Source organism: Chryseobacterium sp. T16E-39 (genome assembly GCF_002216065.1).
GTDB lineage: Bacteria > Bacteroidota > Bacteroidia > Flavobacteriales > Weeksellaceae > Chryseobacterium.
The window spans coordinates 1367039-1384317 of the sequence record NZ_CP022282.1; the positions used below are offsets into that span (position 1 = coordinate 1367039).

Sequence of the window (17279 nt, forward strand, 5' to 3'; positions counted from 1 at the left end):
AAAATAAGATGATAAAGCCAGAAGAATTGAGAATAGGAAATTATGTGTGTATAAATAATGGATATAGTACGGTTGGTGACTTGTTAGAGTTAACTCAAAAGAATTTTGAAATATTAATTGTTAATAACTCATATGATAGGATATATCCCATTGAACTAACCGAAGAGTGGTTATTAAAATTAGGCTTCAATAAAGATTATAAAACTGGATACATTGGAATAGATGTAAGCAATAATGATTTTGTTTTAACCTTTCCCAGTATTTTAGGGAAATTCCAAAAATCATTTGCTTATGAATTTAAAAGCGGAGGCTGGGCAAAGTTTAAAGAATTAGAGGATGTTCATTCTCTTCAAAATCTATTTTTCGCCTTAACTGGATCTGAGCTAACTATAAAAGAAGGGAAATGAAAAGCGTAGAATTAGATTTAGAGAAAAGACTTCTTGTTGTGGAAATTGATGAAAGTCTTGAAACGTTAGATATTTACTCACGGAATAATGAACCGTTGAAAAAAATATGTTCAGGCTCAGAGCTTACAGAGGATCTTGCAAGATGCTTAATAAAGAGAATAAATCGAATTTATGGATTAACTAAAACTGAATTCTGGTTTAAGAATTATACAGGAAGCCAAACAGGATATTTTAAAAGTGCCATACAGTCTTTTATGTGTGCTATAGAATCAAAAGGGTATTATTGGGGTGAGAATCCTATTAATTATCCAAAACAAGGAAGCTACGAGGCGTTAATGACTACATCGTGGGAAGGTTTAAACAAAAGATTCGATGAAGCCGAATCCCGCACTTTCAACCCTGATAAAACTTTAATATTTGAAATACTGTAAAAGATGACAAGAAAGCAAATTGAAAATAGGATTAAGAAAAACGAAGATAGAATAAAATCTATCAATCAACAAAACCGAGATCTGTTCTTGCAATCACTACTTATTACTGATCAAGAGCAACAATATTCAGAGACTTATATTGAGATAGGAAGAGGTAAAAGTAAGGAATCAGTTTTAATGGGTAAAATTACCTGGAAAGAAAATTGTATCGATGAAGATACTGGCGAGGTTATTACAATAGAAAGATCACAATTCGTGAAGAGAAATGGAGATTGGATCGTTTAATTACGGAAACCCACAACCCCAAACACTAAAACAAAACTAAATTAGCATGAAAATAAGTTACAAAGGATTAACAAGAACTGTAATCTTAGTAGGAAGATTTGCTTTTAAGTTTCCAACTGTACAATTAAGTCATTATGAATTTCTGCGAGGATGTTGTGACAACTGGAAAGAGAGATCAAATTACAAATACATAAGAAAACATCAAAAAGAGCATTTAGAAAATATCTCGCCTTCCTATTTCTGTTTCTTATTCGGATTATTACAGATACAAGCTAGATGTGAAGAGTTTGAGTCTGAACCATCAAAAGAACAGAAAGAGTTTTTCTTTCATTATTGTAAAAATGACTGTAAAAAAGATAATCTAGGGTGGTATAATGGAAAGGTTGTTTGCTTGGATTACGCTTAATAAATTGAATTATGAAAAAGATCAGAATAAAACAACAGAACTCTTTCATTCTTGGTGTTATCGGAGCTTTAAAAACTTTAATGCTCGGAAAGGGAATAAGAGCGACTCATGACATTAATATTGTCCGAGGACAGAACGACTCTCTTATAGAATTTACTCGAAAAGACGAACAAGACATAAACCCTCTGGATTTCTTTATGTTCGGTTATTTCGTTGGAAGAGATTATGATAATCACTAACTTTACCTCATGGAAAACATAGAGGAAATAGAAGCGAAAATAATTGAGATAACCAAAGAACAATTTAAAAAGGACGGCGGGGCTAATGGAGTACATATGGGATCCTTCGATCATATTTTAAACTTGTCAATTCAGGAAAGAAATGAGTTTCTTTATAACATGGTAGCAAGGAAGAAAATATTAATATTTCAAGCCCTCAATGGTAAGAGAGTAACAATGCCTAAATAAAATAAAGCCCAATTATATGGGCTTTATTGATATCCAGTAAATGCAGTATAGTATGCTGCTACTTCGTTATTATCTTCAGGGTTTGTAACCTGAAATAATGTTACTCCGTTTATTGTTTGTACTTCCTCAATCATCCTTATTGGATGTCTCGCATAAATATCCTTGTTCATCGTATAAATTCCCTCATATACATCTTCACCTTCGACTATTTTTTCTTTTCCGTCTCTTAGCGTGAATACAAATTTTTCTTTAGGCTCCTTCATGATTTTAATTTCAGTTTACAAATAACCCACAAAAATGTGATAATTACAAGTTTTTATATTAAAACGTTACACCTTTTTCTTTTAGTTTTATTTTGCATTAGGATCTCTCCATGTACCAACACCATCACCTTTTTTACGGCTTGGAGGCAATGGTGGTCTTGGATGGATAATATCATATAACCAAACTTTTGCTAAAAAAGTTCCCTGGACCTCTACTGATTCAAATACAATATTAAATTCTACACGTTCACGAGTAACTAACTTCTTTACGAAAGGTTCGTTTCTAGCCGTATAAAATACGTCTATTTGTTGTTTCTTTTGACTTGTAATCAACTTGATTCGATCATGAAGAACTTCTTTTATTTCGCCACTTATTTGCATTCAATAAAATTGATACAATTTATAACACTTTCAAAATATTTTTAGCTACAATTTGTAACAATATGCATTTTTCTGGGATTCATCGGCATTAAAAAAGCCCATCCGAAGACAGGCTAAAAAACACAAATGCTTGTTAAAAAAATTACATTGTATTTAATATACATAAAATTCGTGCCAACTTAATACTATGATCTCGATCATAAATAAACTAAAATACACTTTATATATTTGATTATTAGTAATTCCAACTAATAATAATTTCATCATTTTTGCTTACCAAGCTTCTCTCCAACGGGAAGCTTTTTACCGAAAACACTTTTTAAAATTATCATACTTACTTGATAGGAGTCTTTCATTTGAAGGGCTCCTTTTTTATTTTGTGATAATTTGTATATTAGTGAAAACTAAGTACCATGAATGAACTAGAAACTGAATACAATAAATTTAAAAAAGATGAATCACGAGTTAAATTGAATATAGAAAAAGTTGATTCGTCAATTGAGACATATACTGCTATAGCATGGTGTCTTGTATTCATAGGCATTTTAATTGTTTTCTGGTCTTTTTATGATTTTGTGATAAATAATACTGAGGCTGGATATACTTTAAATTTATACGGGGATTTTTTGTCTGGAAGTGTTGGTTCTTTATGGGCATTGGCGGGAATTTTATTTCTTTACATTGCTTTCTTAGGACAACAGCAACAAATTTTATATCAAAAAATTGATTTATTATATAACAGTTTTGAGATGTCAAAAACTAAAATTGAGATAGCGAGACAAATCAACGAAAGGATAAATAATGAGAATAGCCAAAATTCACTTCATGGTCATTTAAATGGACTTTACAATGAAGAAATTGAAAAATTAAAGTCAGAAGTAGATAATCAAAAGCAATCAGCAGAGAATGCATTTATTGAATTGGTTGAGTTACGAGATAAATATGATAACTTAAAAAATGAGAATGATTTATTAAAAAACAATTCAGATAGAAAATAAAAATAGCCTCCTACTAAGGGGGCTTTTTAGATAATACTTCACATTTTGTTTAGTTAGTTTTTATATTTATTGTAGGCTACAGCCATCTTAACATCATAATTGTTTGCTTTATATCCCGGACCATTATATCCTTTCGCAAATGCTGCCCAGTTTTTATTTCGTAGATGTCCGGTCAATCCAAATGCTTTAATATATCTTACAAACGAATCCAGGTGATCCGCTTCTGAACGATACATTTTATTTACGAAATCTTGGATTGAAGAATAGCCAAGTGTTTTCCAATGTTCACCCATCACCTGAAAAGTACCCCAAGAACATGACATCAAAGCGGCGTCACGATTTAGTTCAACAGCTCTTTGAAGCTTAGAATGTTGCTCAGATTCTTTGCCGTAACCACCAGGTGTTCTATTACATAAATCAGGATTCGATTGTGCAAAAGCCCCGTTAGTATATTTATAAAATTTATGTCTTTCGAATAGTATTTTAGGTGCCCCATTCGCGAAGAATCCTGAACCTCTTCCCTCCACTTCTGATACTGCCTTAATCGCCGCAACTTCACAACCTAATTCTTTTGCAGCATTTATGTAGTCTTGCTCTGTTAGTGTTTTCATTTTTCTAAATATTTATCAATTATTACTTTAAAGCAGAATCCCGTACCAACACCTAACATATAAAGCATCAGACAAACTGCCATATTCAAAAGAGTTTCACTCATTAGAGTCGAATCAAGTTATAAGAAACTCCAATTCCAAACCCAGGATAAAACTGATTAGATGCAGGTATATAATAATATCCAGCTTGTATACCTATACCCCATTTTTTAGGCTTCATATCAATTCTCTTCTTGAAGTGTTCTACTCCATTTATTTTCATGTTCTTATCTGGAGACGAAATATCTATATAGGTATTCTCTTTACCAAAAAGCCATTTTTTGTCATTATACTTTACCACATCAACAACTGCATTATATTTATAATCTACAGTACTATCCTGAACATTTGAAACTATTTGGAGGTATTTGTTTTCATAGAATACACGAGCTTTCTTATTTACGTCCAATTCGGTTCTTGTTGCCTTTAATTGACCCTCAAGAGTAAATTTTGCCCGGGTTAATTCATCGATCTTCTCTTGTGCTATATTTAATGCAGGAGCAAGAGTATCGCTTACATAAGTCATGTAATTTTTGGTAATGTAGTTTTTTACTACTTCACCTTCTTCTTGCTTAAAAGTACCATGGGTTGTACTATCTTTCGGATTTATCCATTTAGGCAAATAAATAGTATCTCTTCTATTTTCAGATTCTTTTGCAATTCTGTCGTTTTTACTTAAAGTAAACCATCCGCCGATAAGATTTGCAACTAATGCAATTGTTATCAAGGCTAAAACTGCTATAAATGCATTCTTTTTCATTTTGCTTGGTTTAATAGTGTTGTTGCTTGTTCTTGAGTCTTTTCCCGCAAGGTACTGTCAGCTTGTTTTATTGTTTCTTGCTTTATGTAACCCGCTTTCATTAAAAGTTCATCTTTTAGTTTATCCTTCTCTGTTTTCTCTTTTTCGTATAATTCTTTCCATGCTTTTTCAGAACTTTCATTTTTTCTGATGTTAATGAAGTAAGTGATCCAGAACATTAAGAAAAATACCGATCCTACAAATGCAAGAGGATTTTTAGTAATAAGTTGTTGAATTTTACCGATCTCGTTTGTGTTAGGATTTGCCATTTCATTATTTATAGTTTTTAATTATGAGCCACTAAAAGTCCTTTTTCAAATTGCATTGCTCTATTGGCGCCAACTGAATCTTTATAAGTTATTACAACACTTTGTCCTGCCTGCGAACCAATCAAAATGTCTCCTGTAATAATTTCAAGTGCATTATTAACGGTTCCGCCTGATGCCTCAAGTCTTAAAGCTGTATTATTAATGTTTGAGCCTGCAGAAGAAATGTCAGCTCCGATATTACTAATATTGCCTTCATCTCTCTCACTTGTAATTCTAAATCTGTTTTTATAAGTTGGGTTGCCCGGGAAATTATCCGACGAAATTGAAACGCCACTAAGGAATATTCCAGAATTATCGAATTCTCCAAAAAGTAACTTACCCATTGAACTCGTTAAAGTTGTAGGTGTTATTTTCCACCCATTAACACCACCAATAAAACCTGAATCAGCATTAATTGTCCCCTTAATGTCCGCGTTTTCAGCAATCATTTTACCGTTGTGTTGAACTCTGAATGGGGCTGTATTTCTGTTTTCAAAATCTGAACCTGCACCAAATCGAACACTTATGCCTGTTGTATCGCCATCGTCTGTTTTTCCTGAAATAAAGGCGTTTCTTATAGTCCCCTCACCTACTTCGATAACTTCAGACATTAAAAGACCTCCGTCAATTGAAGTGAATCCATCCGAACCGTTGCCAAATTTTATTTTACCTTTAATCTCGCCAGTATCAAGGTTGAAATAATTCTGTCCGTCTAATGAAGAAATAATCCCAGTTCTGATAAGACCTCCGTTTATTGTAGTTGTACCGACGGTAACCGAAAGAACACGAACTCCATCAACTACAGAGTGCAGAAGTCCAATAAGGAAAAAATAATCATTGGCATCAGAATCGAATTTTATTTGTTCTTGTGTGAAGACAATAGATCCGGACTGATCTGTCTTGCTGCATTTACCATAAACATATCTCCAAGTATCATCAGGAATAGTTTCAATGTTTTCTGGAATATTCCATTCTTTATCCATGGTTTGAGAGTAAATAATACCAGGATTAACTTTTACTTTGTTCTTATCGTTTTCATACATTAAATAGAAAACCACAGAACAGCTAATTTGCTGGCTTCTTGCACCAACTGTAAGCATATTCGTTTCGATTGAATTTGGACGGATGTTTTCGGGATTGAAATAATCATCTGTATCAAACACAAGGTTCTTAAGTTCTTCAGTGGTTTTTAGTCCTATTTTTGAGTAGTTAATATTTCCAAGATTGACAATCGACATTACATTTTTAATCTCTTTAATATCAAGTATAACCTGGGAACTGTAATTAATCTCATAAGTATCTGCAATGACTATTTTTGTCCTATAGGGATTATAATCACCGTTCTCAATGAAACTTATAGTTTCTTGGTTAACTCTCAGAACCTTATTTATACCAAGTTCTTCATCTATGACACGGATATAATCACCTATATCAAACTTTCCTAAACCTATTTTCTCCATGTAAGCAGGATCTACGCCCAGATCATAAGAAACTTTTGCATTTTTATGCAAGTCGAATTGTTCCAAACCCTTTACTAAAAGTTCATTTTCCGCATTATCTATGTAAGATTTAGGCATAACAATATCAATGATCACGTATTCATCACCTAAAGCAAATTGAAATGCAGCTGAAGCTTCATCAGGAAAGCTTTGCCCCTGATCATTTTTGAAAGGAATTATTTCAAACGATTTTGTTGTGTGATTATAACCACCTTTTTTAATTTCAAATTCATATCCAGCAAGATTTCCGGTTTTTACACTGATCTTTGCAGATGTCCCAGCAATAAGATATTTTGTAGTAACTCCATCAGACTCTTTCTCATTCAAGTCAAAATCCATTGTGTTATCACTGAATTTGAATTTTGTATCTCCTAAAGACGTTATTTTTCCGGTTCTATGTGGGTAAATATCATCGAAAGTGATTGTACCTTCTTTAAGTCCAAATGAAGCAATGGCCTGTTCATTTTCAATGTAGTCTGAATTGGGTAGCTTTAAATGTGTACTGAAATTTCTGTATTCGTTGGGTATATTTTCGGTACCTCCGGAAACATATAGACGATTAATAATATCATTATCATCTACATTGTTTCTATTCAGATTATATAATCCTTTCCCCTTTCCATATTCAAAAGCAATTGGGACTTTTTTGCCATAATCTCCGGTATGAATAACAAACTTTCCATTTTCAACTTTAACCCAGAAATCAGTATTAAAGCCATTTTCTTTTGAGCATATTTTCTGTAAAGCAGATAAGCAGGTATCATCACCAAAAGTTAACGATTTTGTTTCTCCATTAGTAAAGTTTCCAATTTCCCAGTTTGTAGAGAAACGCTGCATATTGTTTTTAAGACACAATAAGAATGTTTCAATTGTACCGATTAACGGAAAATCTGTATCTGTTTTAAAGCCTGTAGCATCGGTATTAAAATATTTACAACGAAGCAGATCAAACATTAATCCCTGTGCTATAATATTGTATTCGTATTGAGACGAGTTGTTTTTATTTACTCCAGGTAATGCATTAATTCTATATACAGAACCGAATAGGACGAAGTAATCATTAATTCGAATATCTAATACAGAAGCAGAATTAAGCTTTATTGAGACTGAGTCATCAGACAACAGTACTCTATTTAAAGTGGCAGTTTCCACTGTGCGTTTCCCTCTCTCAATTAAATTAAAGAGAGGCGTTCCGCTTCTGTATAGTGTTATATTATTCATTATCCAAAGAATTTTATTAAGCCAGAAATTCCCATTGCAATAGATTTAGACCCTAATATTTCATCTGGATGTACTGCATTAATTTTTACAGTTTCAGTTTTTGTACTTCCTTTGCTGACAGGCCTTGTTTCTTCTGGGAAATCATAGTCGGTATCTACAGATAGATGTACCGGAATAAGATAAACTCTATTATTGTACGAAGTACTATTATCATATTCCTGATGCAACCTTTTTTGCCAGGTCACAAGTCCTGTTTTTCTGTACATTTCTGCATATTGTCCATTCGAGTAGTTTTCACCGAAAGCGTTCTGATCAGTTGGAGGGAATGTTACTACAATACCTATTCGAATTGTAGAATCATATGCATGTATACTAGAAATAATATCATTATACTTTGCAATGGCAATATCAACTCTTGTTTGCGCATCTGATAAAGTCACTGCGCTAAATATCTCATTGATTCCTATCTGAATTGCTACAGTTCCATTACTTGCAAAAGTTTGATTTGTTATACTTAAATAATACGCGAAATCAAATTTATTAGTTGATGGGTTAAAGAACTTATTTACTACAGGTTGTGTTACTGAAGAATAATTGATTATTGCATCACCGGAACCACTGACTTTATTCAAGGTCCCGGTGTTCGTTGGTCCAGTACCAGTCAATACTGCAACGGAAAAATAAGCAGTACCACCAGTGCCACCAGTGGGATTTACTTCGTCAACTCTATACGTATTTGATCCTTGAGAATAAACAGACCCTAATCCCGGCCAAACCGAAGGTGTAGCTGTAATATTTATTTTGTACAATGGCAGTCCAGCGGTATAAAAAGTGTCAACTCTAGCACCTGAAATCGCTTCATTTTTATAGCCCGCAGGACCTTGTTCGCCAATACATCGGATTTTCATGACATCATTGCCAAAAATATCGTCCATTAAAGGCCCTGTAATCTTTTTACCAGTTCCTGTACTGTCTGCAATTAATAAAAAGTCCCTTGTCACGCCATTCCCCGCATTTAAACCAACAGAAAGCAGGTTTTGAACTTTACTGGCTAAAACATCACGCCCACGCATTACATATAAAGCCATTGTTTGATTCATACTTTCTGGAACGGGATCCAAACGCCATTGTCTTTTGTATTGTTTTCCAACAGGACCATCATAGTTTAGAACATAATTATCATTATTATCTCCAAATTGAGGAACACAAACATTCTTGTTATAAATGTTTAATTGCGATCCAGGAAATACATGATACTTCGAAGTGTATAAAACATCCGGATCTCCAAAACCTCTAATTCTGTCTGATTCCTTTTTAGTAAGTTGCTTTTCAAAATGTCCTTTAATAACTTCACAGTACATGACATATTTCAGGTTTGAAACAGTCCCAGTTAAGGTATCCGTTCCTAATGCTGTAGTATATTTTACTGCTAAAACCGAATTAAAATCAGTTGCAGCTGCTCCACCATATAAGGAAAACATCCCGTTCCCTATGAAAGAGACGAAAATATCTTTATCAGCTGTGTTGATGTATGTTTCATCAAGATCAAAATAAATATTCTTAATAACATTCAGCTCTAATGATACGGGCTTAGTTTTGTTAAAGATGATTGGACCTGTGCTACTTGTTTCTCTTACGATACAAGTAACCTGGGTAGGAATCATCGTTGCATCAAATGCTTTAAACATATAACCCAATCGATTAAAATTGGTCAATTTACCTTTGATCTGTCCCCAGCCTTTGAAAATGGAATTATTTACGTTCAAGGTAATTGTTCCCTTTGTATCAAGCGAATCAGTAACAAATCCGTCTGTAATAACAGCATCATATTCAGCTATCTTTTCCGCTACTGCTTTTGATTCAACCGGGTTAGTATCAGTCAGGGAAACTTTCTTGGATATAAGAGAATCTTTAAATTTTATAGTTTCTGTAACCTTGTTAAGAACAAGATAAAATCTTTGCTTTGGACTTGCGCCATCGGCTGATTGAGTTGGAAAATCTGCATAAGTCATTGTATCTGACTTGTACTTATAAGGAACCGTTCCAGCTGTATTGCCTTTGAAAAGTCCCGTCTTTCCATTGCACCAAAACTCTACCCAAAGAACTTTATTACTTGTATTGGTAATTAGAGAGTGATCAAATGCTACATCTACAACATCACCTTCAGCGATTGAAACAGTCTTCTTAACTCTAGCAAGCTCAGTTCCTGTCATTGATTCCTCACAGATACGCATATTTACTTCTGTGACTGGCTTTGTTGTTCCTGAAATCTGACCAACTTTAATAACTGTTTGATTAAAGTCTTTATATGATGCGAAAGCAAAAGCGAAAGCTGCAAAATTATTTGAACTGGCAAAAAACTCATTTGAAGTATAAGTATCAGTTTTTACGCTTTCTGTTATGTATGTTTTTATCGAAACTGCTTCACCAATTCTCTTCCATATTAAAGAATCATCGTTGGGAATATCAGTTATTGTTGCAGACTTCCCAGGCAAAACATACCAATAAATATCATTATACAAAGTTTGTGTATCAGGACCAGCAGGAAAATCTAAATCTGCAAATTTTGCAACATTATTAGAAACATCTGGCATTTTAGTTTCTGAACGAGTCCAAACAGTACCTTTTTTATAAAACATAGTATAATATCCACGCTTTGCACGAAGATTACCCAGATTAGGATATTTCGTCCCCCAATCTGCTGTACTATTTGGATCAGTTGGTTTATCATCTTCTGAGGAAATTTCAGGCTTATATGATCCGTCTTCTGTTGGTGCTGGACTAGTTGGGTTTACTGTACCTTTAAAATCTGATTCTACCTGCTCTTTAAGAGTTTCAATTTTTTGATCAAGCTGATTTGATAAGCTTGCAAAATCAGTATTGAACTTGTCTTTTGATACAGCGTTGCCAAGCAGACCATCCTTATCAATTGTTGCAATATTTGCTGGTGGTACTAAATCCGTTACATTTATGTTAATCTGATCACTCATTTTATATAGTTTTCTTTTTTAAATTTTCTCCCAAATTGTTTGAGCTGCAGTAGAGAGTTCTTTCATTTCCTCAATATTCCCTGCAATAATTATTATCTTCTCCTTTCCTGTCATATCTTTCCATTCTCCAAGTATCTCCGCTGTTTCAATGCGTGCATCATTGTAAACTATACCAGGAATATCGTTTCCTGAAGTATCTAATATTTTGAATATGAATTTCCCGTATTGATTTACATTTAAGTCTCTGACAAAGTCGTGTGAATTTGATCCTTGAACACCTTCTATTGTGCTTGTAATTGCTGCAACTTCATAAGTGTTATCTGGTTTTCTTCCGATCACATATAGAATTACATTTTGAGCGGCTGGCAGGGTGAATTTTATACTGATAGAATATGTCTGAACGTTTTCAGGAACGGAATAGAACTCAAAAAAATCATCATTTATTGAACTCTTCTCTATTACTGATATTCCAGAACCTTGATAAGATGGAAAAGCATAATCCTTTGTTAGGCTTACATCTCCCCTACCTATTTGTTTAGTTCCATCACCAAAGAATATTTCAGTTTCAGAGTCTATTTTGTAAGAAAGTTTGAATTTATCAAGTGATGTCTTTAGAACGGTCTTTATTGGGTTGGGTTCGATGAATTTCAAAGAGAAGATTCCATACATAACCCCATCTTTAAAGGTTTTTTCTGGTTTTACTTCATCTTTTGCGAATACCTCATAGGGTAAAGTTTTAAATCCAAGCGGTTCAATATGGAGTCTTTGTGTACCTGGTTTAGAAAATTCGCCAATTACGAAGTTCATGAAGTTATCAAACATTACCTCCCAATTATCACCACGGATGAAACACTTTAACTCAATAATACGCTCTTTATATTTCGGCTTCTTTAAATCCGGGGAAATACCATGATATTCAGCCCAATCATACTGTGTGACGTTTTTACGTTCTAATAAACCAACAAGACCAATTGATTCCGAAACATATACTCCGTAATCCTTAAAATTTTTGTCGTTTAAAGAATATTTTACTTCACTCATTTCTTAAAACTTGACTTGTGAATTCTTACATCACCTATTGATTTTATATTTTGATTTCCATAACAGAAAACTTCTACTCTTGAATTGTCGAAACTTTCAATATCTAATTCCGCATTGTCCAAAAGATTTATAATGACAAAAGCATTGTCTACTACTCTGACTTTAGCTTTTGTGTTGTGTCGCAATATCAATTGTGAAACATTGAAATCTGTATAGGTCATCTGAACATTTGAATTTCCAAAAAAAGCAGCTTTTGGTAAATTGTTTGGCATTCCGGTATAGTCGGTAAACAATCCATAGACTTCACTTTGTCCTTTAAATTCACGCAAAACATTTAATGAAGGGAAATCATTTTCCATCGACCAATCATCACCCATGAAATACATTTCACACAGATTCTTTACCGATGAATCAGAAATCATCTTTTCTTGCCATGGTTTGCACAGATTTTTTTCTATTGCCTGTTTTAAAATTTCTGATGTTTCCATTATATACCTGCTAGTCCGTTTTTAGTTTTAGAATTAATTTCAGATAGTGTCTTGTCCATGTTGTGAAGCTTTCGAGTGTTTGTTTCAATTTGAGAAAGCAATACTGTTTGACTATTGGCAACTGTCTGGTTAGTTTGCATTATTTTCAGAACTGCGGCTATATTTATACGCACAGCATTAAATTGAGCCTCTAATTCACCTGCTGTTTTTTCTGTGATACCTTTTATATCTCCTTTTAATCCTTGGGCATTTTCCGCGGATTCTCCGAAAAGATCTTGATATTGCTTTAGAGCTTCCATGTACTTCTTCATAGCATCCTCGCCCATTGCTTTAATCTTCTCTCTTTCTTCTGCGGTAAGACCATCGAAACTACCACCTACCGGTGTTGCAGCCATTTGTGCTTTTAAAGCTCCGATTAAGTCTAAAACTCTTTGTTTTTCAGCTTTTAATGCTAAAACATATTTGGTGTTTTCAGGACTGTAATAACTTGCACTTTCAGCAGTTTTAATTTTATCTTCAATATCTTTTATATCTTGTTGGTACTTTGAGATCTGCGCATCATTTGCATTTGAGTTTCCATTACCAAATCCCATTGAAGAATAAAGCTTATTCACCATTTCCTCAATAGCAGGCTCAAGTATTTTTATTTTTAAGGCATTTGCTACCGCATTTCGCATAACATCATCCACGATCTTATCGAAAGAAGCTGCTGCATCCTCACCCTTACCGAAAGCATCAATCATTGCATTTGCAAGATTCTCAGATAATTCTTTAAAGTCAGTAGATGTTACGCTCTTTTTAAAATTGTCCATAACAGATTCAATCTGCTGTCCCACTTGACTTATTTGACCATTTAAACTCGTTATTTTATCTTGATCAACTTTTTTCTTCTTCTGTTCTTCATCACGCATCTGTGTAAGAAGTCTTTTTTGCTCGGTTAGGTTTTCAACTAATCCTCGTTGCATTTGGATTGCTGCTTCACCTGCTGTTTTCTCTATAGAATTTTGTAGTTCATCATAAGAAGTTTTAAGGTCTTCAACAGCTCTTTGCCATTCCTTTATATTTCTCTCATAGTGCTTATCATCCCCTAGTAACTTAACCATTGCACTAACAACCTGAACGATTCCGGAAATCATTTGCCCATAATTTCCAGAGAAATATCCAGCAACAGCATTTATAATTCCATCGATCAACTGTTGTACTTCAGCTAAAGTTTGTTTTAATTCATCTGACAGACCACCGAATGCATCTCCAATTGTTGATACAACATCTAGGGTCGCATTAGCCGCAGTTGCAGTTACTTCAATAATATTTACGAATGCTTGATTGGTTTCTTCGAGCTTCTCTTTGTATTTATCACTGCCCTTTCCTGATTTTATTTCTATATCATAAAGCTCTTTTCTTTTCTGCTTATAATTATCTACAGATATTGATATTGCTTTAAAGGGATCTCTACTTGCTGTCATTTCTCCAAGCTTTTTATAGACATCCTGATATGCTATTAAATCCTCTGTTTTTAAAGAAAGTCCAGCGCTTGATTCTAGAAATGCCTTAAACTGTAAACGCATTTTTTCAAGCGTTTTAGGTCCAATTTTTGAAAGATCACCAAAAGCTTTAACCCATAAATCAGTTTTTTGGAAAAGCTCTAACGACATATTAGAAATATCTTTAGCTTGCTTTTTATTTGCTTTTTCAGTTAAATCTGTTTTTTGTTCAGGTGTAGTTGTTTTGTCTTTTGCAATCTTATCTCGAATAAGATCATATTCTTTTTCAATTGCCAGTTTTCTTTCCTCAAAAGTCCTTTGCTCTTTCAGAAATTCTGAATAAGTATCCTGCTGAGATTGAAGAATGTTTCGTTTTTGTTCAGTGAAATATAATTTCTTTTCTAAGAAATCTTTTGAATTTCCGCCTGCTTTCTCAAAAGCTGCATCTTCTGCTTTTTCTAAAAATTCAAGTTGATCAACCAAAGAAGGTAACTTTTTCAGAGAATCGTCAATACCTCTTTTAAATCCTTCTAATGGAGTTTCTGTGCCATTTAATGATCTGATTTTTTCTTGAAGGAAAATAAGATCTTGCTTTTGTTGGTCAGAAATGATGCCTTGATCAGAAAGATTTTTTAAAGCTTCTTCCTGTTTTTCTAAAAATTGTAGATAGTTCTGAGAACCTTTAAATAATTCTTTATATTGAGCATCAGCTGTTTCTTTTCCATAATATTCAGCAATTTTATAATAGTTATTCCACTGCCTTTCGCCTTCCTCCATTCTTTCTTGAAAACTTTTATATTGACGAGCTTTTATTTCTTCATTTATTTTTTCAAGACGATCAGATGCTTCTTGAGAACTTATTACCTCGCCTGTTAAGTATGGATTACCTTTTTTATCTTTGTCGTTACCATATTTATCGACAGTTCTCAACTTTACAACACCATTTGCGGCGGTATCATAAGCTTTTTGCAATAAATTTGCACGTCTTTGAAGCTCTTCAATAGATCCTTCTGGAATTATTTCTGCAAGTTGCTTATTGTCTTTCTTCTCCTTTTTAGGATTTAATAAGTCACGATATTTTTCGATCTGGTCACGATAAGCATTCCATGCCTTTGAGCCCACAACTGCTTTTTTCTTTAGATCTTCTAATCTCTTTATCTCTTCTTCATACCATTCTTGAGTACCTTTCTTAGGTCCGGAATCTAATGCTGCATCACCTATATTACTCCAGGCGTCACGTAATTCTTTATCATTTTTTTTGGTCGCATCATTTATACCTTTAGCAACATCGTCAGCCAGAATATTAAATTGCTTATTAATTTCATCACGCGTTTTTATAGCAGCTTTAGCAGGGTTGTATGCTGAGTAATCTATACCCTCTTCGAGTTTAAATTCACGATACATACCAGCCCCAATATTTTCCTTCTTCGCATTTTCAGCTCTTTTTTTAATATTAGCTGCTCTCTGTTTTTCGTAGGCATCTTGCTTTAAAACTAAATCAAGATCTGCTTGTGCCTTTTTCTTGGAATATTCTTCAAGAAGTGCTGCTTTTCCTTTTGCGATAGCAAGTTCTTTCAAGCGTGACACTAAAGCAGTATAGGCATCTGAAAGTTTAACAGTAGCTCTGTATTCCGCATCTACCGTTCCTATAAAGGACTTATTTGTTTTTGTTAGGTTTTCATATGCTTTTTTGCGCATTTCAAGCGTCGAATAGCTCGATTTAAGTATTACAATTTCCTTTTCGACGGCACCAACAATATTTGCACTACTTCTTTTATAGGCAGCTGCAACGGAATCACTAACTTGTTGTTGAAATTCTAGGGCAGCGGTTAGTTTTTCTGCTTCTTCTTTAGCATCATAATTAGCCGTTCTAAAATAAACCATTGCGGCAACAACAGCAGCAATTCCAGATGCTAATAAAACATATGGGTTTGCATTAGCTGCAGCATTAAATAATAACTGCGCTTTAGTCATACCAGATATTCCCTGGGCGAACCTAACAGCCGCTAGAGTTCCCTCAATCCATATCTGAGCTTTTTGCAAGGCGTTAACTGTGATTAAAACAGCCTTATAAGTTCCATAAGCAGCAACTAATGTTGATATTACCTGTATAACATCTTGGTAATGCTCAACTAAATAGGTTAATCCCTGAATTCCATCAGATAGAATACCCTCGTTAGCTTCTCCAATCTTGTTTAACATTTGATCCCAAGCATCACCCAAATTGGCAACCTGACCGGAAAGAGATTTAGATTGTTTCTCCATTAGATTGAAGAACATACCTCCTTCATTTGTCATGGAGAATAAAACATCCTGAACGTCTTTGAAGCCTATTTTACCAGCTGATACCATATCAGAAATTTCAGATGTCGTTTTACCGAACTTCTTAGCGAGTTCCGCAACCATCGGAATACCTGCTTCTGTAAACTGTCGAAGGTCATCGCCCATCAGCTTACCTTTAGCTTTTACCTGGCCATAAACGAGGTTTATTCTAGCTAGCGGTACAGATAATCCAGCAGCAATATTTCCAAGCCTTGTAAGAGTGTCAACGACTTGATCGGCTGGAATTTGAAATGCTAGTAATTGTTTTGCACCTGAAGAAACGTCTTGCAATGAAAAAGGTGTTTTAGCAGCAAGATTAACCATATCACCCATTAGGGCCTTTGCCTCAATGGCATTACCCAGCATGGTGGTAAAGGCTATCTCTGTTTTCTGAAATTCACCTCTTACATTAATAAGCTCCATAACAAAGCTTTTAAGTGCTGATGCAGAAAAATAACTTGCAATACCAACAGATAGATTTTTGAAAGAAGAATCCATATTACGGGATTCTTGAGAAACTGTTTGTCCCAGTCCAACTATATCTCTACGCATAGAGTTTATGTCTCTACGCCATTGTTGCAAGTCTATTCCCGCACCGAAATATAAAGCTCCTTGACTGGTGTTCATTATTTATTAAATAGTTGTTGTAAGAAATCTTCTGATGTTTGTTCAGAGAGATTGATAACAGGTTTTTTCTTTTCTTTTTTATCTTCTTCGCTTTCGTAACTTGGAGAATCTATAAGCATTCTTTGTACGATTCGCCAGTCAACTTTCCAAAGCAGGTAATCTAGTTCCCATCCGAAATGATGACATATTTGCCCCATTACACCATAGATAGT

Annotated in this window: 18 protein-coding genes; 7 read left to right on the forward strand and 11 right to left on the reverse strand. The window is 34.1% G+C overall.

Annotated elements, in window-relative coordinates; translation table 11 throughout:
- Positions 1-8 precede the first annotated feature (8 nt).
- Genes CEY12_RS06135 through CEY12_RS06160 form a run of 6 tightly spaced genes read left to right on the forward strand, consistent with a single transcriptional unit; the run spans position 9 to position 1996 of the window.
- On the forward strand, positions 9-407 hold the full coding sequence (locus CEY12_RS06135; protein WP_089026849.1) for a hypothetical protein: 399 nt from the start codon (positions 9-11) through the stop codon (positions 405-407).
- Complete coding sequence (locus CEY12_RS06140) at positions 404-838, forward strand: hypothetical protein (RefSeq protein ID WP_089026850.1); 435 nt, start codon at positions 404-406, stop codon at positions 836-838. The genes CEY12_RS06135 and CEY12_RS06140 overlap by 4 nt, the downstream gene beginning before the upstream one ends.
- A 3-nt stretch (positions 839-841) precedes the next feature.
- Complete coding sequence (locus CEY12_RS06145; RefSeq protein WP_089026851.1) at positions 842-1123, forward strand: hypothetical protein; 282 nt, start codon at positions 842-844, stop codon at positions 1121-1123.
- Between the two features lie 46 nt (positions 1124-1169).
- Positions 1170-1529, forward strand: coding sequence for a hypothetical protein (locus tag CEY12_RS06150; protein WP_089026852.1), 360 nt, complete (start codon positions 1170-1172; stop codon positions 1527-1529).
- Between the two features lie 11 nt (positions 1530-1540).
- Positions 1541-1768, forward strand: a complete 228-nt coding sequence (locus CEY12_RS06155) for a hypothetical protein (protein WP_089026853.1) — start codon at positions 1541-1543, stop codon at positions 1766-1768.
- Positions 1769-1777: 9 nt separating this feature from the next.
- Positions 1778-1996 carry a hypothetical protein gene (locus CEY12_RS06160; protein WP_089026854.1) on the forward strand — a complete coding sequence of 73 codons (219 nt, stop codon included), beginning with the start codon at positions 1778-1780 and terminating at the stop codon, positions 1994-1996.
- A 23-nt stretch (positions 1997-2019) separates the two neighbouring features.
- Here CEY12_RS06160 and CEY12_RS06165 read toward each other — a convergent pair whose 3' ends face one another.
- Both CEY12_RS06165 and CEY12_RS06170 read right to left on the reverse strand, forming a co-directional pair.
- Positions 2020-2259, reverse strand: a complete 240-nt coding sequence (locus tag CEY12_RS06165; RefSeq protein WP_089026855.1) for a hypothetical protein — start codon at positions 2257-2259, stop codon at positions 2020-2022.
- A gap of 87 nt (positions 2260-2346) precedes the next feature.
- The gene (locus CEY12_RS06170; RefSeq protein WP_089026856.1) at positions 2347-2640 is read right to left on the reverse strand and encodes a hypothetical protein; all 294 of its coding nucleotides are present in this window, start codon (positions 2638-2640) and stop codon (positions 2347-2349) included.
- Positions 2641-3053: 413 nt separating this feature from the next.
- On the opposite strand from CEY12_RS06170, the gene CEY12_RS06175 reads away from it, so the two are divergent.
- Positions 3054-3638 (forward strand): hypothetical protein, encoded by a 585-nt coding sequence (locus tag CEY12_RS06175; RefSeq protein ID WP_089026857.1) that lies wholly within the window; start codon positions 3054-3056, stop codon positions 3636-3638.
- A 53-nt stretch (positions 3639-3691) separates the two neighbouring features.
- Here CEY12_RS06175 and CEY12_RS06180 read toward each other — a convergent pair whose 3' ends face one another.
- The 9 genes from CEY12_RS06180 to CEY12_RS06220 form a co-directional block, all read right to left on the reverse strand.
- Entirely contained in the window at positions 3692-4249 is a 558-nt protein-coding gene (locus CEY12_RS06180; RefSeq protein ID WP_089026858.1) for an N-acetylmuramidase family protein, read from the reverse strand.
- A 103-nt stretch (positions 4250-4352) separates the two neighbouring features.
- Positions 4353-5048, reverse strand: coding sequence for a DUF6808 domain-containing protein (locus tag CEY12_RS06185; RefSeq protein ID WP_089026859.1), 696 nt, complete (start codon positions 5046-5048; stop codon positions 4353-4355).
- Positions 5045-5356 carry a hypothetical protein gene (locus CEY12_RS06190; protein WP_089026860.1) on the reverse strand — a complete coding sequence of 104 codons (312 nt, stop codon included), beginning with the start codon at positions 5354-5356 and terminating at the stop codon, positions 5045-5047. The genes CEY12_RS06185 and CEY12_RS06190 overlap by 4 nt, the downstream gene beginning before the upstream one ends.
- A gap of 17 nt (positions 5357-5373) precedes the next feature.
- Positions 5374-8115, reverse strand: a complete 2742-nt coding sequence (locus CEY12_RS06195; protein WP_089026861.1) for a phage tail protein — start codon at positions 8113-8115, stop codon at positions 5374-5376.
- The gene (locus CEY12_RS06200; protein ID WP_089026862.1) at positions 8115-11105 is read right to left on the reverse strand and encodes a hypothetical protein; all 2991 of its coding nucleotides are present in this window, start codon (positions 11103-11105) and stop codon (positions 8115-8117) included. Before CEY12_RS06200 ends, CEY12_RS06195 begins: the two co-directional genes overlap by 1 nt.
- A gap of 18 nt (positions 11106-11123) precedes the next feature.
- Positions 11124-12146, reverse strand: a complete 1023-nt coding sequence (locus CEY12_RS06205) for a hypothetical protein (RefSeq protein WP_089026863.1) — start codon at positions 12144-12146, stop codon at positions 11124-11126.
- The gene (locus CEY12_RS06210) at positions 12143-12634 is read right to left on the reverse strand and encodes a hypothetical protein (protein WP_089026864.1); all 492 of its coding nucleotides are present in this window, start codon (positions 12632-12634) and stop codon (positions 12143-12145) included. Before CEY12_RS06210 ends, CEY12_RS06205 begins: the two co-directional genes overlap by 4 nt.
- On the reverse strand, positions 12634-17067 hold the full coding sequence (locus CEY12_RS06215) for a tape measure protein (protein ID WP_089026865.1): 4434 nt from the start codon (positions 17065-17067) through the stop codon (positions 12634-12636). The genes CEY12_RS06210 and CEY12_RS06215 overlap by 1 nt, the downstream gene beginning before the upstream one ends.
- Complete coding sequence (locus CEY12_RS06220) at positions 17067-17264, reverse strand: hypothetical protein (protein ID WP_089026866.1); 198 nt, start codon at positions 17262-17264, stop codon at positions 17067-17069. Before CEY12_RS06220 ends, CEY12_RS06215 begins: the two co-directional genes overlap by 1 nt.
- Between the last annotated feature and the right edge of the window lie 15 nt (positions 17265-17279).